The sequence below is a fragment of the Fibrobacter sp. UWT2 genome (genome assembly GCF_900142545.1).
In the GTDB taxonomy this organism is placed as follows: domain Bacteria; phylum Fibrobacterota; class Fibrobacteria; order Fibrobacterales; family Fibrobacteraceae; genus Fibrobacter.
This window is the reverse complement of sequence record NZ_FRBF01000015.1, coordinates 31,322-55,839: the sequence shown is the minus strand read 5'-3', so window position 1 is coordinate 55,839 and position 24,518 is coordinate 31,322. Positions and strand designations below refer to the sequence as shown.

Genomic DNA, 24,518 nt, shown 5'->3' with positions numbered 1-24,518 from the left:
CGGGCATTTTTTTTTGCAAACTTTTAGTTCAGTTCGATGTTGTCGATTAGGCGGGTCTTGCCAAAGAAGGCCGCCACCAGAATCACCACCTTGTCTTCGGGGCCCAAAACGCCCACAAACTTCTGGAGATTTTTCTGGTTTACCAGTTCCACGAACTGCACAATACCATGTGCTCCCAGAATGGACTTCAGCACGATATCGCGGATCTTGCTGACTGCGCGTTCGCCCTTTTCGTAGGCTTCCTTAGCCTGCTTCAGGCCCGTGCTAATGGACAAGGCATTCTCACGTTCTTCATCGCTCAGGTATTCGTTACGGCTAGAAAGAGCCAAGCCAGATTCTTCACGAACGATCTTCACGCGGTGAATCTGGATATCGAAATTCAAGTCCTTCACCATGCGTTCGATCAAGAACACCTGCTGGTAATCCTTTTCACCAAAGTAAGCGTGGTTACAGCCAGAAATCAGGAACAACTTGGAGACAACCGTAAGCACTCCGCGGAAATGACCGGGGCGATAAGCACCGCAGTACATGCCTTCCAGCGTTTCGTCGCGGACCATGGTCAAGGGGTCGCCATCGGGGTACATTTCCTGGACACTCGGAGCAAACACGTAATCGGCTCCCAGCGATTCAGCAAGCTTCGCATCGGCTTCCAGACGCTTGGGGTACTTATCCAAATCCTCGTTTTTACCAAACTGGATCGGATTCAGGAACACGCTGACCACCGTCACGTCGCATTCCTTGACAGATTCCTTGATCAATGCTCCATGCCCGGCGTGCAAGGCTCCCATCGTGGGAACAAGCCCGATGGTCTTGCCCTGCTTCGAAAGGGGCTTGATGATTTGACGAAGAGAATCAACAGTAGTTACGATTTGCATTATTTACCTTCTGGTACAAAATAAGTCGTCTGCTTGGGGCATGCGGCAATGGCGTCGAGCACCAACTGCAGATGATTTTCGTTGTGGACAAAATCGATATTGTCGGTATTGATAATCAGCACCGGAGCGTACGGATAGTTCCAGAAATAATTGTCGAAACGTTCCAAAAGACCATTCAGGTAAGAACCTTCAATCGTCTTTTCCATGGTACGGCCACGGCCGTGAATGCGTTTGAGGAGCGTCGGAACCGATGCTTGCAAATAAACGACCAAATCGGGCCTCGGGATATCATGGTTCAAGGCCTTGGCCACCTGATCGTACATGGCGTATTCGCTTTCAGTCAGGTTCTGGGCTGCAAAAATTTGGTCTTTGTCGTATGTATAGTCGCTAATCAAAAGGTCGCGGAACAGGTCACTCTGAATTGCCGAATTCTGCAACTGCTTTAAACGGTCAAGCAAAAAGAACAACTGCGTCTGGAATGCGTAAGCTTCCTTGTTCTGGTAGAACTTTTCAAGGAAGGGGTTTTCCGAGAAATTCTCTTCGATCAGAGTCGCCTTCCAGCGATCCGCAAGGATTTCTGCAAGAGAAGTCTTACCCACTCCGATAGCGCCTTCGATGGCCAAAAAATGAACGCCTTTTTCTCTCAGCATATCAAGGTTCCTCCGAAGTAATGACGCGGAACGGGATTTTTTCTTCTTTCTGCAAAAGGTTCGAAAGGATATCTTTCACCTTTATTCCCAGCTGGGGATCGTCCCATTCTGGGGCAATATCGTTCAAGGGGACCAGTACAAACTGGCGGTTCACAATCTGGGGGTGCGGAAGGTTCGGCCTCCCCTGTTGAACCTCTTTTCCAAAATACAGTAGATCTAAATCGATTTCGCGGGAATTCCAGTGTCCACGGGGCTTACGGCCCAACACAAATTCAGCGCCCTTCAAATAATGCAACAGGCGTGTCGATGTTCCCGAATACCAGAAACTGACAACTTGATTGAAATAGGGACCCTGGCCCGCCGGTCCTACCGGTGGAGTTTCGTATATGGGACTTTCTAGCCACCCGCCCGCCGAAATTTTGCGGAGCATTTCGCGACCCTCGTTCAAGTGTTTTGAACGGTCGGGGAGGTTTGAGCCCAAGGCAACAAAAACTCTTTCTAAAGAATCCACGAAATAAATATAGATATTCAAATTGTCATTTTTACGACAAAAACGCAAACCTAACCGCCACAGGCGGATTTTAACAGCCTACAAACCGCCTCAAAAAATTTTTTCCAAATTTTCGGCGTTTTTCCGTGACAAAAGCAATTTTTTTAGTTATTTTATCGGAGCCCGTGATATTTATTCGGTCATATTTAGAGACCTGGGCTTATTCAATTACATTAACTTTATCAATTAACATTCATTTTCATTTATTAATTCAATAGGACACCATCGTGGCTCCAACTAAAAAGAATTCTAAAAATGCCTATTTGGCAGATCAAGAACCTACTGGCGCAGAAATTCCCCCTGAATTGAACGTAGATTTTTCGAATCCCGAAGAAAAAGAATCTTCTCCCAAACGCCGCGGAAGACCTAAACGTGCTAAAGAAGAATCTGCCGAAGCTAAAGTAGATGCAAAGTCCGAAAAGGAACCTGTTGAAAAAGTTGTAGAAAATAAAGAAGAAAAATCTTTTGCAGAAGCTCCCGTCGAAAAAGCACCTGCTGCTGAAAAAGCTCCTGCAGAAAAGCCTGTACAAAATGTAGAAGCCGCCCCCGCTGAAAAACCTGCCGAACAAGGTGAACAACAGAACGCCAACCAGGGCGAACAAGGCACAAGCCAAGGCGAACAGGGTGCCAACCAGAACGACAACAACGGCCAGCAGCAAAACCAGCAGAACCGCCGCTTCGATAAGTTCAACAAGAACAACCGTCGTTTCGACAAGAACAACAACCGTCAGAACCAGAGATTCCAGCCCGAAGAAGAAGACACGACTCCGCTGCCGGAACCGGATTCCGAAGCATGGAACAAGGCTCGCGAATGCTGGAGCAAGTATCGCAAGATGACCATGAGCGACTTGCAGGAACTGGCTTCGCAAAAAGAAAATCTCGACTTCAGGCGTTACCGCAAGCAGTCCTTGGGACTTCTCTTGCAGAGCCTCGAAAACGAAAATAACATCGTTTATGCCGAAGGCCTTCTGGAAGTCACTCCGCAAGGTCACGGATTCCTGCGCAATACCGAATTCAACTACCAGCAGGGTCCGGACGACGTTTACGTTAGCCAGAATTTAATCCGCAAGCTCGGCCTCAAAATTGGCGACACCGTCGCTGGCCTTGCTCGCCCGCCACGCGATCAGAACGACAAGTACTATGCACTCCGCCGCGTGGACAAGGTCAACTTCGAAGATCCCGAAAAGATCAAGCGCCGTGTGGCATTCGAATACCTGACGCCGATCCACCCGAACGAAAAGATTCAACTCGAATGGGATCCCGAAGAACTGAGCACCCGCGTAATGGACTTGTTCTCCCCCATCGGTAAGGGTCAGCGTAGTATCATTCTCGCACCCCCGCGTACCGGTAAGACGATCCTGTTGCAGAACATGACTCGCGCCATCGCCAAGAACCACCCCGAAATCATCATCATGGTGCTTCTGATTGACGAACGACCTGAAGAAGTAACGGAAATGCGAGAAATCATCGGCAAGTTGGTGGAAGCCAATCCGAACCTGCGCGCCGAAGTCGTCGCATCGACCTTCGACGAACCTCCTGACCATCACGCCCGTGTGGCCACCATGGTACTCGAAAAGGCCAAGCGCCTCGTGGAACAGCAGAAGGACGTGGTTGTCTTGCTTGACTCCATTACCCGTTTCGCCCGCGCCAACAACGTGGTGATTCCGCACTCCGGCAAGATTCTTTCGGGTGGTGTGGACGCCAACGCAATGCAGTTCCCGAAGAAGTTCTTTGGTGCAGCCCGTAAAATTGCAGACAAACTCGGTGACTTCCAGAAGGATTCCAACGGTCAGATTGTCCAGACGATTGCAGGCGAACCCGTTCGCGAAATCGTCCAGAAGAATGGTTCCCTAACCATTATCGGTACCGCCCTGATCGAAACCGGTAGCCGCATGGATGAAGTGATCTTCGAAGAATTCAAGGGTACGGGTAACATGGAACTAGTGCTTGACCGCCGCCTGGCCGAAAAGCGCACCTGGCCCGCCATCGATATTTTCAAGTCGGGCACCCGCAAAGAAGACCGCCTTCTCAGCCTTTACGAACAGGATATCATCTGGAAATTCCGTCAGGGAGCCCAGAACGATACCGAAAACGGCATCATGGATAAGCTCATTAAGCTCATGAAGCAAAACAAGACCAATGCCGAATTACTAGAATTTATGAAAAAAGCAAAGGACAGCCTTCGCTAAACAAAAGGATATTCTATGTCAGAAAAAATCTTTTTCGCTGGTACTGGAAACATGGGTGGCGCAATCCTCCGCGGTCTTTTGAAGGCCGGCACGGACGCTTCCACCATTTTCTTCTTTGACCCCTCCGACAAGGCCGCCGCAGAAGTTTCTGCTCTCGGTTGCGTTCGCGTGGCAAGTTTCGCCGAAGGCCTCGCCAAGGCAGACGTTACCTTCCTTTGCGTGAAGCCGCAGATTTTCAAGCTGGTCGCCGCCGAATGGAAAGCCGCAGCAGCCGCCGAAAAGTCCACCAAGACTTTCGTGAGCATTATGGCCGGCGTGACCCGCAAGGCACTCATCGAAGTTCTCGGCGAAAAGAACCAGATTCTCCGCGTGATGCCGAACCTGCCGCTTACCGTCGGCAAGGGTTCCGTCGGCCTCGCTACTGATGGCGTTACCGAAGAAACACTCGCTATCGCCGAAAAGATCTTTGGCAATATCGGCGTGACCTGCCGCGTTGCAGAATCCTTGATGGATGCTGTCACCGGTCTTTCGGGCAGCGCTCCTGCTTACGTTTTTGAATTCATCGAAGGCCTCACCCGCGGCGGCGTGAAGGCCGGTCTCACCCGCGATGTCGCTCTCAAGCTCGCCCTCGGTACCATCGAAGGTAGCGTTGAACTCGTGAAACAGTCCGGCAAGAGCCCCAGCGACCTCTGCGCCATGGTTTGCTCTCCCGCAGGCACCACCATCGCAGGCATCAACGCCCTTGAAGAAGGCGCCTTCCGCAGCACGCTCATCAAGGCTGTTGTTGCAGGCACCGACCGTAGCAAGGAACTGGGAAAGTAAGCCCTAAATGGCTACCATCAATCTATTCGCGAAAGAAAATGCAACGTCCTCGTTTATACAGGACGTTCTTTCGTCAGTAGATTATGCCGTAGACATTTTCCGCGATATTCCCGCCGCAGATTCCATTCCTCAGGCAACCCTGATTATCTGGGATCTGGATTCTTTTTCAACGCATAACTTGCAAATGCTCAAGGCGCTCCGCGAAAAATCTCCGGACACCTTGATTCTTGTTTATGCCGAATCTCCCGAGCAATTCGGAGAAATATCCAACAAACTTTACGACAGCATTCTTTCGGTGGAATCCTTGAAACTCCACCTGATGTCGCAAATCGCAAAGCTCAAGGACATCCATACCGCCCGTCAAATTTTCAGGGAACGCATGAGCCACCTGGTAGGTAAAAGCCAGGCTATGGAACAGCTCCGCAAAACCGTAGAGCGCGCCATCGTGCATACGGGTCCCGTGCTCATTCAAGGCGAAACCGGTGTAGGTAAGGAACTCATCGCCCGCGCCGTCGGTTGCATGTACGAAAAGTTCGTAACCGTCAATTGCAGCGCCATTCCCGACAACCTTTTCGAAAGCGAACTTTTCGGACACACCCGTGGAGCATTCACGGGTGCTCAAAACGAACGCATCGGTCTTTTTGAGGCAGCCGACGGCGGCGCCATCTTCCTCGATGAAATTGGCGATATGCCGCTGCACGCTCAAGTGAAACTCTTGCGTGTCTTGCAGAATAAGGAAATTCGTCCGCTCGGTTCCAACAAGACCAAGCATGTTGATGTCCGCATCATCGCGGCCACCAATAGAGAACTGCAGCAAGAAATAGCCGAAAAGCGTTTCCGCGAAGACCTTTATTACCGCCTGAACGTCATCCCGATGCAGATTTCGCCGCTCCGCGAGCGCAAAGAAGACATCGAAGACCTGGCGAACTATTTTATCCGCACCTACCAGGGAACCGGAGAGCACTATACGCTTTCAAGCGGAGCGCTCCGCAAGTTGCAGGAATACGATTGGCCGGGCAACATCCGCGAACTGGAAAACGTCATCCAGCGAGCCCTCTGCTTTACCAGCGCAGGCATCCTGCAGCCCGAAGACCTTCACATCGATACCATTCAAGTCTCATCCGCTACAACGGCGCATTCAGTTCCGTCGAATCATTCTGATTCAGACAGCGAAAGTAACGAGACTGTATCGGATTACGAAAAGTTCCGCCAAATGCAACTGGCCCAGGAGCGCGACTTCTTGATCGCGAAAATCCGCGAATGCAACGGCTCTGTCCGCGAAGCCGCCCAAAAGCTCGGACTTTTCCGCACCGCCCTCTATAACCGCCTGAATCATCTAGGCGTGAATATTAAGGAAGTAGGAAGTAGAAAGTAGACTGTAGGAAGTTGGACGTTGGCGGAGTTAATCTTCGGTCCAGTCGAGCAAACCTTCGGCACGAGCATTTTCAGTCTTAGCCACGCGCACTTGCTTATCTACAATCACCACCATCCGGTCACTGTACTTTTCAGCGTATTCCACAGAATGAGTGGACACTAAAATTCCCATTTTGCGTTCATCCGCCAGTTTTTGCAAAAGCGTAAAAAGCTTTCGGCTGCGGGGAATATCCAAGAAGGCGTTGGGTTCATCCAGCAAAAGCACTTTCACCTGTTGAGCCACGGCCTGCGCCAAGTACACACGGCTCCGTTCGCCGTCGCTCAATTCATTCACCCAACGATTCGCAAAATTTTCCAATTCCAAGAGAGCGATGGCTTCGTCTATAATTCGCTCGTCTTCTTCGCTTCGGCCATCGAACAAACCCGCATAAGGCATACGGCCCAAGCTGACGAATTCACGAACCGTCATGCGATCGCAAGAGATTCCACTCATACGCACCAGCGTGACAAGCTTCGCGCGTTCGCGAGCGCTCCAGGCAGAGCCCTTAGCGGAATTCAAGGGACGGCCGCACAAAGATACCGTTCCAGAAACCGGCTGCAACTGAGCGCAAAGCGTCTTTAAAAAAGTACTCTTGCCGCAGCCGTTTTCACCCAGCAGTGCGACCACCTCGCCCTCCCCCAATTCAAAACTGAAGGGAGCTACAATTCCCGAAGCATTCGCCTTGGCCGGATAACCCAGCACCAGATTTTCGCACTGAAGAAGCATCGTCATTTACGAATTCCTCCGCCGCGAACAATCACCCAAAGCACCACAGGCACGCCCACCAGGCTAAGCACCGCATTCAGCGGGATCTTGGAGAACTGACAAGCCGCAAGACAAAGCACAATTCCGCACAAGGCCGAAGCAGGCATCAGCACACGATGGTTGCTGGTTTTGAACAACATAAAAGCCAAATGGGGAACGGCGATTCCCACAAAGGCAACAGGCCCACAAAAAGCCGTTGACGCTGCCGCCAAAAGGGAGGCTCCCAAGAGCACCATCATGCGACCGCGACGCACATTCACGCCTAGGCCTTTCGCAAAGTCATCGCCCATTCTAGCAGCGTTCAAGTAACGCACCGAAAGCACCAACAAAGCAAGCCCCACCAAAACGCTCAGGGCATAAATCCAAATGCAATCAAAGGTAAGCCTACCAAAACTGCCCATGCCCCATGACACATACACCCGCAAAGATTCCGCATCGCTTCCCACAATCAGGAGGCTCACCAGGGCATCAATGAAATAGCCGACCAATAGGCCAACAATCAAAAGTACCGTAGAATTTTCAAAGCGGGCGGCCACGGTCATCACCACAAGAGTCACCGCAAGGGCACCCACCGACGCCGCAGACAGCACGCCAAAATAACCGAAACTGAACCCGGCCAACAGCGAAAGGGCAACACCAAGACTTGCGCCACTGCTAATGCCCAACACAAAGGGACCCGCCAGCGGGTTTCTAAAGAGCGTCTGTAACGAAAGTCCCGCCACCGCCAGGGAAATTCCGGAGAGCACCGCTGCAGCCAGTCGCGGCACACGGATATCCCAGAAAATGCGGGATTCAACAGAACCAAAAGAAAGGTCAGACCAAGATAGCCCGACCGCTCCCGAAAATAATGTCAAATAAGAAAGGACAACGGCCAGGGAAATGAGCAGGGCGAATCCAATCAGGATTCGATGATCGAAGCGGCATTTCCCAGCCACGAGAAAACCTTACTTTTTCTTCTTGTCCTGAGCCTGCGCGGCGGCCTGCTTCAGTTCAGCAGTCTGCTTTGCATCGCGGATATAGATTTCAGGCGGAATATTGTCGAAGCCCTGCAATGCGTTAAGCCAGTTATCGTTCAGATCGCGGAATTCCAGCTTATTCAAATTGTACTGCAGAGTGTCGTTCACGATATCGAACGTGATGTAGTCCCAACGAACCACCTGACGATCCTTAAAGACTTCACGGCTAGCAAGGGTTCTTTCGCTGTCGAAACGGTAGCGAGCCTTAAAGGTGTATTCGCCCGTTTTCTGGTAGCGGCCCGAATCAGAGTAAGTGCGAGTGATACCAACCAGAGTGTCGTTTGCACCGAAGCGGAGTTCAGCATCGCGGAAAGCGTGACCATGAGCGATAATCGGAGTGCGCCAGACGCCCACAACCTGATCCTTCATCTTCTTCTGGAGCACAGTATCGATTCTCCAGTGATCGAAGTTGCTCTTGTCGTAGCGAGCACGCTGCACGTACTTACCCGTCTGGACCAGCTTACGAACGCTGTCGGCCTGAACCTTGGCGAGGCTGTCCGCATTACGAGGACCGACCACCGGTGCCGCATGGTTCATGGAATCAAGTTTCGCCTGAATCATTTCATCCAGCGTTGCCGTAGCACCACGGGGGGTGGCTACCACCTGGGACTCGACCTTGGCCAGGTTTGCAGGCTGAGCCTGTTGTGCCGGTTGGGCCTTAGGAGGCTGGGAGGTAGAAGATTGAACAGTAGCGGCGGTAGCCGAAGGTTGGGCTGCAGGGGCAGCTTGTTGCTGAGCAAAAGCCATTCCTGCGAAAGCCAAAGAAAGTAACGAAATAAGAATATGCTTGTACATGAAATCTCTCATCAAGTTAAATGTAGTTAAAGCATATGCAAAAGAGTAGTAAAATGGATAAAAAAAAGGCTATCTTTGGGCTATGTTCAGTAAAACGCTCGATTATTCCCAGGTTCCCTCCCCCTGTTTTGTTCTTGACGAGGCCAGACTTCGCCGAAACATGGAAATTTTGGACGATATCCAGAAGCGCGGGAACGTCAAAATCATTTGCGCCTTGAAAGGTTACAGTTTTTGGCGCAGTTTTCCGCTCATCAGGCAGTATCTTGCCGGGGCTACCGCCTCGAGTCTGAACGAAGCACGCCTTGCCAAAGAAGAAATGGGCAAGGAAGTCCACGTATTTGCACCCGTCTACGAAGACGACGAAATCGACCAGATTCTCGCCTGCGCAGGCCACATCACCTTCAACAGCTTCAGCCAGTGGCAGCGTTTCAAAGACAAGACCCTCGCCGCCGGAGTGAGCGCCGGAATTCGCGTCAACCCGCAATATTCCACGGTCGAAACAGATTTATATAACCCCTGCGGAAAGTTTTCGAGACTGGGCGTGACCGAAGCGGAGTTCAAACCGGAACTCTTGGACGGCATCGAAGGGCTCCATTTCCACGCCCTCTGTGAACAGGATGCCGATGCGCTGGAAGGCGTTCTTAAGGCATTTGAGCAGCATTTCGGCAAATATCTGCCGCAAATGAAGTGGGTGAATTTCGGTGGTGGACACCACATTACCCGTAAGGATTACCACCGCGAAGAGCTCGTGCGCATCCTGAACGACTTCCATAGTCGCTACCCGCACCTCAACGTCATCATGGAACCGGGTGAAGCAGTCGGTTGGCAGACGGGCGAACTGGTGGCCTCCGTCGGCGACATTGTTCATAACGAAATGGACATTGTCATACTGAATGTATCCATCAGTGCACACATGCCGGACTGTCTTGAAATGCCGTACCGCCCCACCGTGACGGGCGCCGGCATGCCGGGCGAAAAGAAATTTACATATAAACTAACAGGCAATTCCTGCCTGGCCGGCGACCAGTTGGGCGACTTCTCCTTCGATGAACCGCTCAAGGTAGGCGACAAGATCATCTTTGAAGACATGATTCATTATACCATGGTGAAGACCACGTTCTTCAACGGTGTACGTCACCCGAGCATCGGCAAGTTCGACGAACAGGGGAAATTCCACTTGTTGCACAAGTTTACCTACGAGCAGTTCAAGGATAAGCTGTAGCGCCTACGGCGCAGTAGGCAGTAGACAGTAGGAAGTCGGAAGTGAAATTCAATAGTGAAGAAGAAACATACAACTGGGCGGTTGAATTCGGGCGTAGCCTGAAGCCGGGCGACAAGGTGGCTCTTTACGGCAACCTGGGCGCCGGAAAGACGGTCATCAGTCGCGGGGTCTGCAAAGGTCTCGGTTTCACGGGATCTGTCTGCTCCCCCACCTACACCATTCTGCACGAATACCCGAACAATCCGCCGATTTTCCACTTCGACCTTTACCGCCTAGACGGCGGCGCCGACCTCTACGAAGTCGGCCTCGACCCCGACTACCTCGAAAAGGGAATCAGCCTGATCGAATGGCCGGAACGTTTGGAAGACAACGACCCCGGCCTCACGCACAAGATTGAAATAAAAATCCTCTCGGAAACCGAGAGGGAAATCGAAGTTACGGCTCTTTAAAGTGAAATGCCGACTCTGAAATGACCCTGAAACAAGTTCAGGGTGACGTTGTTCAGAGTGATGAATTACTTCTTAGCGGCGGTATCAGCAGCCGGTTCAGCAGCAGCTGCAGCCTTGGCAGCTTCCTTCGCAGCCTGGACTTCGGCAATCTTTACGATTTCGTCCCATTCGCTCTTGTCGCCGGTGTAAAGGAGCATGGCACCCTTGTATTCCGTCACGATCTTTGCGGCAGCGGCGGTGTCACCCTTGTCCAAAGCGTCATTGGCGCTAGCAAGCAAGTCCTTCTGGACATTGCGCAAGTCTTCGATTTGACCCAGACGATTCTGACGAAGCACTTCCAGCGTATCGCTCACGAAAGCAAGATCCCAAGTAGCCTCGTAGCAGGTTTCCACTTCGGCGAACTTGGACGCATCTTCAGTGGCGGCCACATACAAAGCATCGCACTTAGCGAACGTTTCGGCACAGTTGCGCTTGACATACTGGTAATACTGATAGCCACCCACGATCAAGCCGATGACGACCAAGAGGAACACGCCATCTTGCCAGCCCATAATCGGGCCCGACGGGAGTCTCGGTTTTCCGTTGACGGTGTCGCCTGCTTCCAGGCGTTCTTCTGCTTCATCAAAGGGGCTTTTGCCATTCAAAAAGCTAAACATGTTCAACCTACTTTTTATACCTATTTTTTGGCGAGGGCCGCAAAGACCCTTGCATATAAATAAATCTGTTTGACCAGGCTCGCAAAGCCGTTGGAGCGGGTAGGAGAAAGTCCCACGTTAAGGCCTATGTCCTGGAAGAACTTCGGATCCACGGCGAGAATGTCTGCGGGAGCCATGTCGTTGTAGACCTTGAGCGCCAAGGCACCGAGCCCGCGGCTAATGAGCGGGTTCGTGGTACCGCCTTCTACATCCATTTCAAAATGGATCTTTGCACCGTCAAAATTCGGAACCAAGTACATGGTCGAGGCGCACCCCTGGATAATGAACTTCTCAGCCTTCAAGGCAGCGTCCATACCCTTGTGGGCGCGAGCCAAATCCAAGAGGAATTTCCACTTGTCATCGGGGTCGCTAAAGCTTGCAAACTTTTCGCGAATCTCGCTTAGGCGTGCATCCATTAATTCGCTCATAAACCTACCGCAAGAAGGAACGCATCTTCCAGATCAAGGAAGGTGCAGCCCACAAAACATTGAAGAATATACGGAACAAGGTCTGCTTTTCGCGCGGGAGTTTCGAAAGCTTATATGCCGCACGGTCAAACTGCTTGTCACTAATTTTATTAAAACCGACTTTAGCGTGAGCCACCTGCAGGTGCTTTTTGCCAAGAGCAGCCATCCAGCGGTCAAGAACCTTCGCCTCGATAGCGCTACGGTTCATACCGGAATCGCCCAGCCATTCCCTGACCGATTCTGCGACAATGCGACCGCAAAGGAGCGATTCCACAATACCCGAACGGCTAATCGGGTTCACGCAGCTAGCGGCATCACCCGCCTTGAAGAGGCCACACTTGGCCATAGGCTTTTCCGACTGGCCGCAAGCGATCATGCCGCCATACACCGCCTTGACTTTTGCATTCGGGTAGTCACGGGCAATAAAGTCCAGCAACTTCTGACGCAGGGGAACCTTGTGGTCCACATCCTTCCCCAGCACGAAACCGATATTCACTTCCTTGCCGTCGCGGGGGAAAATCCAGCCGTAGCCCGATTCAAATTCAGACCCGAAGAACAGTTCGATGTGTTCCTTGCTGTGTTCAATTCCGTCAGCCACCGCAAAAATAGCGGGTTCCAAATCGGTATCGCCCGACTCAATGCCCTTAAGGCATTCGATTCCGCGAGTCAGCTTGCAACTCGGGCCCGAGGCATCGACAACGGCCTCGGCAAACAAAGTTTCGATTTCGCCACCGACGGACACCGAGATGTTCCAGCCTTCGTCAGTCTTTTCCAATTTCTTGATCAGCGCATCGTAGCGGCATTCCACACCTGCGGACACACAACCATCCGAAAGGGCATGGTGAAAACGGGCTCTATCCAGAACCAAGCCGCAGTCCTTGCTATAGAACTCGGCGCGGTAACGCTTGGGCGAAGTAAAGTAGATACCCGAAAGGGTGCCGCGGACAAAGGAACTGTCTACCGGCCACAGCGCATTCAGGCGATCCTTAGACACTGCTTCGGCACAGAAAATAGGTTCCTTCCAAGGTTCCTTTTTGTCCAGAAGCAAAATCCGTCTAGTACCGGAGGTCAAGCGGCCAAGGGTACAGGCAGCCATGAGACCGGCAGGACCGGCCCCGCAAACCACCACATCGTACCGATTTGAGGTAAAATTTGCCATTTCGGGGAACAAATTAGCATTTATTTATGAAGTTTTTTTCTTTTTTATTGTTATTTGCCATTTTTTTTAGTTATTTTAGAGCTATCCGTTATTTGGTTTATCCTTAAAAGGGAATTTATATGAATATGAAGAGTGTATCAAAGTTCGGCCTGTGCCTTGTGAGCGCGCTTGCTCTCAATGTTTTTGCCCAAGACAACTGGGCAGGCAAGGACCTGAACGTTTCTTTCAGTAACAAGCGTATCGACGGCTTTAATTTCAAGAACTCTAAGGCCGTTGCTCACACGACCGACTTCCGCCGTGCTACCGGTGAAGGTCCGAACTTCCAGGGCGCCAAGCTCCCGGGCGTGTCTTTCCAGAACGCCGTGATTAGCGGCGCCAACTTCGAAGGCGCAGACCTTTCCAAGGCAACTATCAGCGGTGCCGACATTCGCTCTTCTTCCTTCGAAGGCGTTAACTTCGAAGAAGCCAACCTTTATCGTGCAACCCTTCTGGACAGCAAGTTCCCGAAGACCAACATGAAGAACGCTCGTCTCGACGCCATGAAGGTGTCCGACAACGCCGACTTCAGCAAGTCTGACCTCACCCAGGCGTCCGTCATGGACGTGGACCTGACCGCTGCAGACTTCAGCAAGGCCAACTTGACCCGTGCAAACTTCTCCCGTTCCTTGATGGCTAACAGCGACCTCCGCAAGGCCACCATCGTGAAGACCGACTTTACCGCCTGTAACCTGATTGCCGCCAACTTCAAGGGCGTCGACCTGGTTGACGTGAACTTCGCCAAGGCTGGTCTTTCTCAGGCCAACTTCAGCGGTGCAGAATTCAAGAACGTGAACCTGCAGGATGCCGACCTTTCCCTGACGACCTTCAACGACGTTGATCTTTCCAAGACTCAGCTCCAGAAGGCCAAGTTTGCCCAGTCCACCGTGAAGAACATGAAGTTCGACGGCCAGGACCTAACTGGCGTTATCTTCGACAAGGGCTCCGTAGCTAAGAACTCCTTCCAGAAGACAAAGCTTTCCAAGGCATCCTTCTACGATACCGAAGTGAGCAAGAACGCTTTCCAGAACGCAGAACTCCTGAAGGCAGTGTTCGACGGCGCCTACGTTCGCAAGAACATCTTCGACAAGGCTGACCTCACCAAGGCCAACTTCGCAAACTCCACCATCGAACGTTCCGACTTCATTCTCGCCCAGCTCAACGGCGTAAGCTTCGCCGGTGCCAAGCTCGAAAAGGTGAACTTCACCAACGCCAACATGCAGGGCATCAAGATTGACGCAGACACCAAGATGGAAGACGTGGACTTCTCCGGTGCAAACCTCGAAGGCGCCAAGATCGAAAAGTTCACCGCCAAGAAGGTGATCTACGACAACAAGACGCAGTTCCCGTCCGGCTTTGACCCGCGTCAGTACGGTTTCACTAAGCGTGGTGAAAAGGCCGCCGACATCAAGGTCGAAGGTACTGGTTCTTCTCCCAAGAAGAAGAAGAGAAAGAAAAAAGCTGCTGACGACGAAGAAGAATAGTTTCGAACCTTAACGGATTTAAAGAGCCCCGGTAATGAACCGGGGCTTTTGTTATAAGACCGCTCACTTTCGCCCGCGGTAATTACTTTTTGTCCATCAACCAGTTTACGGCGGCGGAAAGGGTGTTGACTTGGACAATCTTCATGCCGGAGGTGTTTTCGGGGAGGCGTCCGCCCGCAGGGACAACCGCCTCGGTGATTCCCAGGCGGCGGGCTTCCTTGAGTCTTGTTTCCAACAGGCTCACGGAGCGGACCTCGCCAGACAGTCCCAATTCGCCAATGGCGATGGACTGGCGGCCCAGCGGGATACCAAGATGATTGCTGGCGATGGCAAGAGCCAGGGCGAGGTCCGATGAAGTGTCGGAGACCTTCAGCCCGCCGGCAATAGAAACGAACACATCTGATGCACCGACCACTACCCCGCCGAACTTTTCTAGCAGAGCAAGGATAATCGTCAGACGTTTGGAATCGATTCCAGCAGCCACGCGCTGGGGCACAGCAAACGTCGTAGAGCTCACCAGCGCCTGGGTTTCAAAAAGCATGGCACGGGAACCTTCTAGTGTACAGCAGACAACGCTTCCGGGTGTCGGCGGCACATTCTCTTGCAAGAACACCCGGCTCGGGTTTTCCACAGGCGAAAGCCCGTGCCCCGTCATCTCGAATACGCCGATTTCGTCAGTGGCTCCAAAGCGGTTCTTGATAGTCCGGAGTATCCGGTACTGGTGATTGCGGTCGCCCTCGAAGTACACGACGGTGTCGACCATATGTTCCAAAATACGTGGGCCCGCAATCTGACCGTCCTTGGTCACATGCCCGATTAGAATGGTGATGCAGCCCGTATTCTTGGCAAAGACCATCAGGTCAAGGGTACATTCACGAAGCTGGGTAGCGCAGCCCGGAGTCCCCGACAAGTCACTCTTATAGACCGTCTGGATAGAGTCGATTACAAGCACCTGAGGTTTAATATCCTGCGCCTGCTGCAAGATTTTTTCGAGGCTGGTTTCGCAAAGCAAAAGCATATCGGAGCCAGCGACATTCAGGCGCTCGCTGCGGAGCTTGACCTGTACCGCGCTCTCTTCGCCGCTCACATACAGCGTCTTGACGCCGGCGGCTGTCATGGTGGCGAGCGTCGAAAGCACGAGCGTGGACTTGCCGATTCCCGGATCGCCACCAATGAGCACCAGGGAACCTGGTGCAAGCCCGCCCCCTAGCACGCGGTCAAATTCAGCGTTGGCGGAGCTCAGCCGCCGCGTATCTTCAGTCGCGACATCCTTAAGCGGCACCACCTTGTGCACCGGGCCGCCCAAGCCGCGAGAGGCTCGACCGCCCTCGAGAATATTTTCGACCACGTGTTCCTTGAGGCTGCTCCATGCACCGCAGAACGGGCACTTGCCCGCCCACTTGGGCGTAGTATTGCCACATTCAGTGCAAAGGAACTCAATTTCTTTTTTCGCTTTCGACTTATTTAGTGCTACCATGTGCACTAATATAACAAAATGCGCCTGACACAAATTGTCAAGCGCATACAAATGCACAAAAAAGCACTAAAATTACGGAGACTCCGCAGGGACCTCAACACCACCTATCAAGAATTCAGAAATTCCGATGGTCTTCGATGACGAACTATTATTTTTACTGAGAAGATAATCACTACCATCTGCAGTGCAGATTATTTTTTCAATCGTATCGGAATATCCTTTTGAAGTCCATTTGTGGCATTCCAGCCCGGAAACATTCGTCGTCACCTTGTAATTTACGACACCCTGATCCGTATAACCTTCTACATCCGTATCAAATATATCCCATTGTCCCAACAAGCCTGCATAGTCCGCGATACGCGCAACAAATTCCAGTTGGCTCAAGGTATCGTTTAAGCGTTCATTTTCATATTTCAACCAGGTTCCAGAAGCGTCATCAAACTTAAAGCGATATGAAGTATTTGATTCAAAAGATATCGTGGACGTGTATTTCAGGGATGAGGTATAGTAATAATCCATTCCATCCCTATAGAAGGTATTCTGCTGAACATAAATTCCTGGAGATTGTTCATAATAAGTCACCTTAAAGTTTTCCGGCATTCTGTAATAGGCATAATAGGCAAGGGTTCCATATTCAAATTTCATCTCAAAAGCATTGCCCACGCCAAGTTCATGAATTTTCACCGAAAGTTCATATTTATTTTCAATATCCACCTTTTTATACACAGTATCATCTTCCGTTTCATAACCAAAAGCCTTGAGAGAATCTCTATATGCAGTCCCAAAGTTTTCTTCCGTTCCTGCAACCACAAGAAGATTTTTCAGCGAATCAAAATAGAAGCCATCTGCTTTTATTTCAGGAAGTTCTACACCCCCATTCTTTGCGCTAAACGCTTCAGCAGGAAATTCAACAGCGTTCAAATCATAATACTTGATATAGACACTCTTTTTGAATTCATCTGCATACTTCACAATGATAATTTTATGATCAACATACTTTCCGAGAAACGAACCATAATAATTAGCATCAGCTGTCTCTTCAAAATTCGAAGCCTTCAGAGAATCCGTATAGCCAAATTCTTCAAAATCCACATTCCCCCACACCTCATAATGGAATTCTTTGTCGAACACAGTGCGAAGCCTTTCGAAATGGAAGTCTACGAGATCATCATCGATTGTCAAAGCCGGAACATAATCCCCACCAAGAACGGTCTTCAAGGAATCCGAAGGCCAAAGGAGACGTTCTCTACTAGAAGACGATTCCTCTTCTACGGAGCTACTGCTGGACTCGATTTTCTCCTCACTAGATGAACTAGACAAAGAATCGTTCAATTCACTGCTAGAAGACTCGATAACTTTTTCAGACTCACTCGAAGAGGATCCAACATCATCGGCAGATGCTGAACTGGAATCGCCACAGGCAAGAAGCGACAAAGAAGAAGCTATGGCAAAAAGAAATGCGACTTTTTTAAACGAAACCATTTAAACATTTTTCCTTTTTTAGATTTTGACACCCTAATATAAATTTATTCTAAATCCGTGTCAAAGGAAAATCAAATTGAATAGAACGCGGAGTCGCAAACTTTTCGAAGGCGATTTCGTAGCAGAAATTCTTTTCGTCTACGGCCTTCACGGTTCCTTCGCCAAAGATTTTATGCATCACGCGGTCACCCTCGGCAAACTCGGCCGAAGGCGCTTTCTTTACGAGCCCAAGACTTTCGTCGCTCAAAAATTCACGATCGCGATCGATGTTTGCAATGTAGGCTTTCGCGGCTTCGAGAAAATCTTCTGAAATGCCGCGGGCGATGTTCAGTCCGCCCATATCCATTTCAAGCAAGAATCTAGACGGGTAGCGGGTTCCGCTTTCGCCTGCAACGCCGTCTTCGGCATCGCTTAAGCAAAGTACATTCTCAGCGCGGGTAAATGCCACATAGGCCAAGCGGCGTTCTTCTTCCAGCTGGATTTTGTTCTGCACGCGCTTGACCGGAAAAAAGCCTTCGTTCAAGCCGCATACGAACACATACGGGAATTCCAAACCCTTCGCATTGTGAATCGTCATGAGCTGCACGCGGTCTTTTTCTTCCGTATCTTCGTCGGTGTTCGTAAACAGCACAATGTTCTGCAAGTATTCATCTAGCGAAGCATCTTCTTCGTAGTAATTTTCGAATTCCAGAATTCCCTGCTTGAGTTCCGCCAGATTGTCTAGGCGGTCTTCGTCGCCGTCTAGACGCAGCATTTCTTCGTACTTGGTTTCACGCAAGATTTTCGCGAGGACTTCAGAAACACTCATGTCCTTGTAGCGGGAACGGTACCTTTCAATCAGCTTCACATATTCCACCACATTGCTTCGGGCCAAAAATGCTTTGCAGTCGAAATCAATCTTTTGATTTTCATTGCCGACAGAAGAGAGTTCTGCCTGTGAAGAAACATCGGCCGCCACATTGTTCAAAAGACCCGCTTCCGAAACAATTTCAAGCAGAGCTTCGTAGAGTCCGACACCGCGAGCATCGGCAAAGGCCTGCAATGTCGCAATCTTGCGCGGGCCGAACTGGCGCTTGGGCGTATTTACCGTACGCATGAACGACAAATCATCGGCGTACACCAGCATTCGCAAGTAGCAAATGACATCCTTGATTTCTTTGCGCTGGTAAAAGCCGACACCGCTGTAAACCTTGTAAGGGATGTTTTCGGCCATCAAGGCTTCTTCTACAGAACGCGACTGCGAGTGCATGCGATAAAGCACCGCGATATCCTTGTAGTGGACGCCGCCGGCGCTTTGCACGGCGTTCTGGATTTGTTCTACAATCCATTTGGCCTCTTCGCGGGTGTTCTTGGCGTGGTAAAAGACAGGTGTCTTGCCGCCGACACGCTTTGGCCTTAAGATCTTTTCGATTCGGAACTTATTGTTCTTGATGACTGCATCCGGTACCTTCAAAATGCTAGGCGTGGAACGATAATTGTTCTGCAGCAAAATCGTCTTGGTATTTTCGTGAGTCTTGTCAAATTCCAGAATGCGGTTGACATCGGCTCCGCGCCAGCCGTAAATGGTCTGGTCCGGGTCGCCCACCACAAAAAGATTCTTGTGGTAGCTCGCCAGCAAATCCGCCAGTTGGTACTGTTGACCATCGATGTCCTGATATTCATCGACCATGATGTACATCATGCGCTTGCGCCACTTGTCAAGCTGTTCCGGGAAATTCTCGAGAATGTACAGCGTCGAAAGAATCAAGTCGTCAAAGTCCAGCGCGTAATTCTTTTTCTGCTCGTAGAGGTAGCGGTAATAAACGCGCATCCACTTGTCATCGGCCGCTTCCGAAAGCGAGAGCAGATGATCCTTTGTCGTCATGCCTTCTGATGGCAGTTCCGCAAACAGCGAAACGTAATTGATATCGGCCGCTTTGCGGCCCCCGATGTAGTCGATGACGCTGCTGATTTTCAAATCCTTAAGCGAGTAACCCAAATCGGCGTAGGCCTTGTGCAAAAGAGACTTCTGGTCGTCTTCGTCCAGAATCATGAATTCTTTCGGGTAGTTCAGCACATGGATTTCTTCGCGCAGGAACCGCACGCAAAAGCCGTGGAACGTGGAAATGTAGCCGCTATCGTCACCGCCCAACACCGTGCGAATGCGTTTCTTCATTTCGTTCGCAGCTTTGTTCGTGAACGTAACGCAAAGGATGTTCGACGGCGAAATTCCCATCTCTTTCACCAGGTACAGGTAACGCTGGGTCAGCGTCCGGGTTTTACCGGACCCAGCCCCCGCCACCACGCGCACAAAACCCTCGGTGGTTTCCACCGCTTCCCGCTGTTCCTGATCCATATTTTCTAGGGCCATGTGCACCTCACAAACTTGATGAACACTATACAGAGTTCCGTATAGTGAACATTTGTTTTACTGCACAAAAATATAGTAATTTTCAGATTTTGTCAAGTCAGGCCACTGCAGTGCCCCGGCTTACGCCCGGGCCCTTGATGATACTGTGTCCCTGCTGGGCAGGTTCCAGTTCAATCCTTTGGGTAATGCTATTCACCACCGATTCCACGTGGGTAATGATTCCAAGCATCTTTCCTTCGCGCTGCTGGCTCCGGAGACAACTCATTACATCTTCCAAGGTGGCATCGTCCAAAGTACCAAAGCCTTCGTCCATGAACAGGGATTCCACGCGGACATTGCGGCTAGCGAAGTCAGCAATACCGAGGGCCAGCGAGAGGCTTACCAGGAATTTTTCGCCACCGGAAAGGTTCGAAATTCCACGAGGCTTGTCAAATTCCGCATCAGAAATTTCGAAGTCCAGGTTTCCTTTTGCAACCAGCCTAAAGCGGTCCTTGACAATCGCCAAATGCTTGTTGGCAAGCTTCAGCAACGATTTAAAGGTCAATCCCTGCACAAACGTGGCAAAATCACGGCCATCCATCACGCCGAAGAATTCCCCCATGGCCTCCCAGCGAGCAAATTCAGCCTTTTTCGCCTCAAGATCCTTTTCAAGTTCCTGCAACCTTACCTGGTTCTGCTTGTAGCGAGTCACGCGTTCTCTTGCTGCACCAGAATTCTGCAGCAGACCATTCAACGAATCTTCCACATTTTTCTTTTCGTCAAGCAAAGTCTGAAGCGGAGTTTCGTCAGTACGTTCCGTCTTCAGTTTTTCAAGCGCATCAAGAGCTTCCTGGCGCAGGCTTGTTGCCGAAGCAAGGGATTCATCCACGAACTTCTTCCTCGCCTGCAGCCGAGCAAAATCTGCCTCCGGCATCGCGGCAGCCAAGTAATCACGTTCGTCCTCAAATTCCTTTGCCTTAAGCGCTTTCGCAAAATCTGCAGATGCAGTCTCGATATCCGCTACCGTTTTTGCAAGAGAATCCTTGAGCGCAGCGATTTGCGTATCGAGTTTATTGCATTCATTTTCTGCAGAACGGAAAGTACCATCGGCAGCTTCATACGCGGCAACGGCCTTATTTTTCTTGTTCGCAGCGGCAGACGATTCCGCGTCTACATTCTTGTCGCCAAACTTTTCAGTTCGTTCATCAGCCAACTTCCGCAAATCCGCAGAAGCCTTGTCAAAGGCTGCAGTTTCCGCATCCAGACTCTTCTTCGCCTCAGCGACCTTATTCTTATAAAGCGCTTCGTTGTTACGCGCAAGTTCGAGTTTACTTGTATACTTTTCCAAATCGGACTGGTTCTTTTCAAAAGTCTGCAAGCGCTGACGCAGGCCTTCCAAAACAGTCGAAGCCGTATCGACGCTGAATTCCGCCCAAGGTTTCCAAAGGATGGCGACCTGATCGGCAGCCTCCTGTTTCTGCGTCCTCAAAGACTCGATGCTTTCTACAGCCGCATTTTCAGCAGTTTTTGCACGAGTTTTGGCGACATCGCTCTGTCCCAAAGCCGCATCAACCGCTTGCATTTTGCCGTTAAGTTCGCGGATTTTTTCAGCGACACTCACCACAGAGGTTTCGTCTACAGAAGCATTTTCCGCATGACTACAGGCCGGATGTTCCTTGGAGCCGCAAACCGGACAGGCCTCGCCGTCTACCAGATGTTTCTGGATCACATCGGCAAGCACCAAGACGTCGTTTTCAAACAGTTTCTGCTGTTCCAGAAGCAAGCCCTGTTTCTTTTCGGACTGCAACTTGAAATCACCTTCGGCCCTTTCATAGTCCGTGACAGCAGCAACTCTCGCTTTTTCAGCATCACGAATTTGCCCATCAAATTCGCCGATTCGCTTTACAAGAGTTTCGCTCTGGGGAATAATCCCGCGCAGATCCACATCCTTGGCATTCGCTGCTTGGACGGCCTTAAGTTCATTGGATTTCGGTTCAAGTTCAAGAATAGCACCATTCGCCTTCTGGACTTCACCTTCGGCTTCGGCCAACACCCGCGCCGCATTTTCCTTGCGCTTTTTTGCGTCAGCCACCAGATTCTGCGCATTTTTCAGGTTTTCATCCAACTTGCGGATTTCATTCCAAAGAGGCTCATTTTCAACAACAAACTGTTCTGCCTCAGACTTCGCTTTTTCTGCAAGAGCCCTCTGATCACCAGCATTCTTCAAGCCTTCCATCGCATTCGGAAGCTTGCCCTGCAGCTGAGCTAAGGTTTCTCCGTCAGATTTTTGGAGATTGCGAAGTCCCTGCAATTTCGTATAAAAAGACACGCATTCCTTCGCCTTCTCGGCACGGGCAAGCAGAGTTTCGTTTTCCGCAAAATCCGATTTATTCTGCGTGGCCTTTTTAAGATCTTCATCCGCCTTGATCATGCGATTCTGTGCGGCGTTCATAGAATTACGCCAAGTAATTCTCGCTTCGAGTTCCGCTTTTTTTGTCGTCAAGTTCTTTTCTTTTTCGGCAAAATCAGCAAGCAAGGCTTCGTCCGCTACAATTTCTTCAGCCTTGGGCATGGCGTTATTCAAGGTATCAAAAGCAGTCTGCGCATTGTCTCTTGCAGACCTAGCTTCGCTCCTGTGGTCACCCACTTTTTTGCCGATGCGGCGGTACTTTTCCGTACCGTTCAACTTTTCAAGAATGTCGGCACGTTCCCTTTCGTCACTAGTCAAAAACTTGCTGAATTCACCTTGGGCAAGCATAATGGAGCGGCAGAACTGCGAATAATCCAACTGGATTATTTCGGCATTGGCCTTACCCAGTTCACCGTTCGCCCCCGTTCTTCCACTAAACAGTTTTTGCTGGGGATTATCTACGGAGTAGATTTCGCCCTGAGCCGCTTGCAAATTTCCGTTCGCCCTGTCATGGGCGCGGCGCTGGCTCCATTCCGAAACAAAGATACCCTTTTGGCACTTGTAGGTGACGCGGGCATAGCAGTTGCCCTTGTCAGAAGTCATGACAGCGTTGCCCTCGTTGCCGTTATAAATGATTCCCTGGCGCGGCGTTGCCCCGTAAATGGCCAACGTAATCGCATCAAGGATACTGGTTTTGCCCATACCCGTCTTGCCACTAATGACAAAAAGGCTGTGATCCAATTCCGCATAAGAGGCATCGGTAAAATCGATGCACCATTGCCCTGCGAGGCTATTGATATTTTCAAACTCAACTTTCAAAATCTTCATGTTTATGCCTCCTCGCTGTTCACTTCTTCTACAACCAATCTATAAAGCGATAGATATTTTTCGTAATCCTTATTGAATTCATCATTAGCCTCGGTTATACCGAGTTTACTCATCATGAGGCGTCTGAAAATTTCCTCATCATCCAAGACTTCAATCGATTCAAGGGCATCGTCGGAAAAGTCTTCGGCAGAGAGCGATGCCGCACGGTTCACCTTCCAACTCACCACCTCAAAAGGAGCCTTTTCCAACACACTCGAAAGAGCTTCATGAACGCTCACGCCCGGCATATAGTCATAGACCACTTCTACTTTCAACGGTTTTTCGGACGGAGCTTTAGCCAACTGTTTCAACTGATCTTTTACGGCATCGATGGAGCCCGATACACGCTTAAAGGCGTAATACTGCGGAGTAACAATTTTTTCCACGACAGGGGTCGCATCCTTCGCCAAGTCCACCAACAAGATATGGTGATCCCGTTCCGCTTCGTCAAAGCCGAGCACAAACGGTGAACCGGAATAGCGGACTTTCGGATTTTTCGCCACCATGGTCGTATAATGAATGTGTCCCAAAGCCACGTAGTCAAAACCTTCCGGGAAAACCGCCACGGGAACAGTACCTAGATTTCCCACGATATCGCGCATACCGTGTTCCTTGGCATCGCTACCGTTATCGTTATCCGGACGACCTTCCAACTGGGCAGCATACAAATGTCCCGTTGCAATAATGGGCACATTACGGCCATTACGCACCTTGTCGGCAGCCTCGTACACGGCATGATACAGGCCTTTAAAGGTATTGGAGGCAAAATCCATAGCGTCTTCGGTCTTGAAACGACGCAATTCCATTTCGCGCACGTAAGGGACTGCGGCGCTGATGCCAACCACGTTGCCATTGGCATCCGTCAATTCCTTGATCAATTCTTCGACCGGACGCTCGCCCAGGGAACCTACCATCTGGATATTGAGCGCATCCAGCAAATCGCGGGGAGCATCGAGCAGAGCACCCGAATCGTGGTTACCGCCCACCAGTACAATATTTTTACAGCAAGTATCCAACAAAGAGGCCAAAAAGCGGAAATAAAGGCGGCGCGCCTCTACAGAGGGGTTCGTCGTGTCAAAAATATCGCCTGCAACTACAAGGCATTCTGCCCCGAAATCCACGATTTGTTCCTTGAGCCAATCCAGGAACTGCTTGGATTCTTCTAACCTGTCGATGTCGTGCATGGAGTTGCCCAAATGCCAGTCGGCGGTATGTATCAGCTTCATCTTAGTCCTTTGCCTTGAAGGCGATGATTTTCACTTCCAAATATACTATCGAAAATATGGCACAAAATGTCAAAGCAAAAAAAACATTTGGCCCAAAAAGTCCAAAACAAATGCACAAACGTTCACTCAAAATCAGCCA

20 protein-coding genes are annotated in these 24,518 nt (G+C 50.6%); 6 read left to right on the top strand and 14 right to left on the bottom strand.

All coding sequences use genetic code 11. The features are described 5' to 3' along the window. Positions 1–23: 23 nt before the first annotated feature. The 3 genes from panC to folK are packed head-to-tail and all read right to left on the bottom strand — an operon-like array spanning position 24 to position 2,036. Complete coding sequence (panC, locus tag BUA40_RS10785) at positions 24–875, bottom strand: pantoate--beta-alanine ligase (RefSeq protein WP_072800767.1); 852 nt, start codon at positions 873–875, stop codon at positions 24–26. Next, positions 875–1,525: a deoxynucleoside kinase gene (locus tag BUA40_RS10780; RefSeq protein WP_072800765.1), complete on the bottom strand. Its 651-nt coding sequence runs from the start codon at positions 1,523–1,525 to the stop codon at positions 875–877. The genes panC and BUA40_RS10780 overlap by 1 nt, the downstream gene beginning before the upstream one ends. 1 nt (position 1,526) lies before the next feature. Further along, positions 1,527–2,036, bottom strand: coding sequence for a 2-amino-4-hydroxy-6-hydroxymethyldihydropteridine diphosphokinase (gene folK, locus BUA40_RS10775; RefSeq protein ID WP_072800797.1), 510 nt, complete (start codon positions 2,034–2,036; stop codon positions 1,527–1,529). A gap of 302 nt (positions 2,037–2,338) precedes the next feature. Here folK and rho point away from each other — a divergent pair, with 302 nt between their 5' ends. Genes rho through BUA40_RS10760 form a run of 3 tightly spaced genes read left to right on the top strand, consistent with a single transcriptional unit; the run spans position 2,339 to position 6,461 of the window. Then, a complete protein-coding gene (gene rho / locus BUA40_RS10770; protein WP_255369288.1) occupies positions 2,339–4,264 on the top strand; it encodes a transcription termination factor Rho in 1,926 nt (641 codons plus the stop codon). 15 nt (positions 4,265–4,279) lie between these two features. Then, positions 4,280–5,086 (top strand): pyrroline-5-carboxylate reductase, encoded by an 807-nt coding sequence (gene proC / locus BUA40_RS10765; RefSeq protein ID WP_072800764.1) that lies wholly within the window; start codon positions 4,280–4,282, stop codon positions 5,084–5,086. A gap of 7 nt (positions 5,087–5,093) precedes the next feature. Further along, entirely contained in the window at positions 5,094–6,461 is a 1,368-nt protein-coding gene (locus BUA40_RS10760; protein ID WP_072800762.1) for a sigma-54 interaction domain-containing protein, read from the top strand. Between the two features lie 27 nt (positions 6,462–6,488). Here BUA40_RS10760 and BUA40_RS10755 read toward each other — a convergent pair whose 3' ends face one another. From BUA40_RS10755 to BUA40_RS10745, 3 genes are read right to left on the bottom strand one after another with little or no spacing between them, the layout of a single operon-like run. Then, positions 6,489–7,232 (bottom strand): ABC transporter ATP-binding protein, encoded by a 744-nt coding sequence (locus tag BUA40_RS10755; RefSeq protein ID WP_072800759.1) that lies wholly within the window; start codon positions 7,230–7,232, stop codon positions 6,489–6,491. Beyond that, positions 7,229–8,200 carry a FecCD family ABC transporter permease gene (locus tag BUA40_RS10750; protein ID WP_072800757.1) on the bottom strand — a complete coding sequence of 324 codons (972 nt, stop codon included), beginning with the start codon at positions 8,198–8,200 and terminating at the stop codon, positions 7,229–7,231. Before BUA40_RS10750 ends, BUA40_RS10755 begins: the two co-directional genes overlap by 4 nt. A gap of 9 nt (positions 8,201–8,209) precedes the next feature. Then, positions 8,210–9,088 (bottom strand): hypothetical protein, encoded by an 879-nt coding sequence (locus BUA40_RS10745; RefSeq protein WP_143149779.1) that lies wholly within the window; start codon positions 9,086–9,088, stop codon positions 8,210–8,212. Between the two features lie 70 nt (positions 9,089–9,158). Here BUA40_RS10745 and nspC point away from each other — a divergent pair, with 70 nt between their 5' ends. Both nspC and tsaE read left to right on the top strand, forming a co-directional pair. After that, positions 9,159–10,298 (top strand): carboxynorspermidine decarboxylase, encoded by a 1,140-nt coding sequence (gene nspC / locus BUA40_RS10740; RefSeq protein WP_072800753.1) that lies wholly within the window; start codon positions 9,159–9,161, stop codon positions 10,296–10,298. A gap of 41 nt (positions 10,299–10,339) precedes the next feature. Beyond that, positions 10,340–10,747 (top strand): tRNA (adenosine(37)-N6)-threonylcarbamoyltransferase complex ATPase subunit type 1 TsaE, encoded by a 408-nt coding sequence (gene tsaE / locus BUA40_RS10735; protein WP_072800750.1) that lies wholly within the window; start codon positions 10,340–10,342, stop codon positions 10,745–10,747. A gap of 65 nt (positions 10,748–10,812) precedes the next feature. Here the strand turns inward: tsaE and BUA40_RS10730 are convergent, their stop codons facing one another. The 3 genes from BUA40_RS10730 to BUA40_RS10720 are packed head-to-tail and all read right to left on the bottom strand — an operon-like array spanning position 10,813 to position 13,068. Next, on the bottom strand, positions 10,813–11,403 hold the full coding sequence (locus tag BUA40_RS10730; protein ID WP_072800748.1) for a hypothetical protein: 591 nt from the start codon (positions 11,401–11,403) through the stop codon (positions 10,813–10,815). 20 nt (positions 11,404–11,423) lie between these two features. Next, a complete protein-coding gene (locus BUA40_RS10725) occupies positions 11,424–11,870 on the bottom strand; it encodes a SufE family protein (RefSeq protein ID WP_072800744.1) in 447 nt (148 codons plus the stop codon). 4 nt (positions 11,871–11,874) lie between these two features. Beyond that, on the bottom strand, positions 11,875–13,068 hold the full coding sequence (locus BUA40_RS10720; RefSeq protein WP_072800742.1) for an NAD(P)/FAD-dependent oxidoreductase: 1,194 nt from the start codon (positions 13,066–13,068) through the stop codon (positions 11,875–11,877). Between the two features lie 125 nt (positions 13,069–13,193). Between BUA40_RS10720 and BUA40_RS10715 the strand changes: the two genes are divergently transcribed. Next, entirely contained in the window at positions 13,194–14,588 is a 1,395-nt protein-coding gene (locus BUA40_RS10715; RefSeq protein WP_255369287.1) for a pentapeptide repeat-containing protein, read from the top strand. An 82-nt stretch (positions 14,589–14,670) separates the two neighbouring features. Here the strand turns inward: BUA40_RS10715 and radA are convergent, their stop codons facing one another. The 5 genes from radA to sbcD all read right to left on the bottom strand — a co-directional run bounded on the left by radA (position 14,671) and on the right by sbcD (position 24,379). Beyond that, entirely contained in the window at positions 14,671–16,065 is a 1,395-nt protein-coding gene (gene radA, locus BUA40_RS10710) for a DNA repair protein RadA (RefSeq protein ID WP_072800739.1), read from the bottom strand. A gap of 72 nt (positions 16,066–16,137) precedes the next feature. Further along, entirely contained in the window at positions 16,138–17,499 is a 1,362-nt protein-coding gene (locus BUA40_RS10705) for a hypothetical protein (RefSeq protein ID WP_143149778.1), read from the bottom strand. A 97-nt stretch (positions 17,500–17,596) separates the two neighbouring features. Beyond that, on the bottom strand, positions 17,597–19,897 hold the full coding sequence (locus BUA40_RS10700) for an ATP-dependent helicase (protein WP_072800735.1): 2,301 nt from the start codon (positions 19,895–19,897) through the stop codon (positions 17,597–17,599). Between the two features lie 97 nt (positions 19,898–19,994). Next, positions 19,995–23,114 carry an AAA family ATPase gene (locus BUA40_RS10695; RefSeq protein ID WP_072800733.1) on the bottom strand — a complete coding sequence of 1,040 codons (3,120 nt, stop codon included), beginning with the start codon at positions 23,112–23,114 and terminating at the stop codon, positions 19,995–19,997. A 2-nt stretch (positions 23,115–23,116) separates the two neighbouring features. Next, positions 23,117–24,379 (bottom strand): exonuclease SbcCD subunit D C-terminal domain-containing protein, encoded by a 1,263-nt coding sequence (gene sbcD, locus BUA40_RS10690; RefSeq protein ID WP_072800731.1) that lies wholly within the window; start codon positions 24,377–24,379, stop codon positions 23,117–23,119. Positions 24,380–24,518: the final 139 nt, after the last annotated feature.

Excerpts from the sequence above, each read along its gene's own strand:
- BUA40_RS10745 (WP_143149779.1), bottom strand. The coding sequence starts at position 9,088 with ATGAGAGATTTCATGTACAAGCATATTCTTATTTCGTTACTTTCTTTG.
- nspC (WP_072800753.1), top strand. The coding sequence starts at position 9,159 with ATGTTCAGTAAAACGCTCGATTATTCCCAGGTTCCCTCCCCCTGTTTT.
- BUA40_RS10780 (WP_072800765.1), bottom strand. The coding sequence starts at position 1,525 with ATGCTGAGAGAAAAAGGCGTTCATTTTTTGGCCATCGAAGGCGCTATC.
- BUA40_RS10695 (WP_072800733.1), bottom strand. The coding sequence starts at position 23,114 with ATGAAGATTTTGAAAGTTGAGTTTGAAAATATCAATAGCCTCGCAGGG.
- BUA40_RS10760 (WP_072800762.1), top strand. The coding sequence starts at position 5,094 with ATGGCTACCATCAATCTATTCGCGAAAGAAAATGCAACGTCCTCGTTT.
- BUA40_RS10715 (WP_255369287.1), top strand. The coding sequence starts at position 13,194 with ATGAAGAGTGTATCAAAGTTCGGCCTGTGCCTTGTGAGCGCGCTTGCT.
- proC (WP_072800764.1), top strand. The coding sequence starts at position 4,280 with ATGTCAGAAAAAATCTTTTTCGCTGGTACTGGAAACATGGGTGGCGCA.
- panC (WP_072800767.1), bottom strand. The coding sequence starts at position 875 with ATGCAAATCGTAACTACTGTTGATTCTCTTCGTCAAATCATCAAGCCC.
- BUA40_RS10720 (WP_072800742.1), bottom strand. The coding sequence starts at position 13,068 with ATGGCAAATTTTACCTCAAATCGGTACGATGTGGTGGTTTGCGGGGCC.
- BUA40_RS10700 (WP_072800735.1), bottom strand. The coding sequence starts at position 19,897 with ATGGCCCTAGAAAATATGGATCAGGAACAGCGGGAAGCGGTGGAAACC.
- radA (WP_072800739.1), bottom strand. The coding sequence starts at position 16,065 with ATGGTAGCACTAAATAAGTCGAAAGCGAAAAAAGAAATTGAGTTCCTT.
- BUA40_RS10730 (WP_072800748.1), bottom strand. The coding sequence starts at position 11,403 with ATGTTTAGCTTTTTGAATGGCAAAAGCCCCTTTGATGAAGCAGAAGAA.
- BUA40_RS10725 (WP_072800744.1), bottom strand. The coding sequence starts at position 11,870 with ATGAGCGAATTAATGGATGCACGCCTAAGCGAGATTCGCGAAAAGTTT.
- sbcD (WP_072800731.1), bottom strand. The coding sequence starts at position 24,379 with ATGAAGCTGATACATACCGCCGACTGGCATTTGGGCAACTCCATGCAC.
- BUA40_RS10755 (WP_072800759.1), bottom strand. The coding sequence starts at position 7,232 with ATGACGATGCTTCTTCAGTGCGAAAATCTGGTGCTGGGTTATCCGGCC.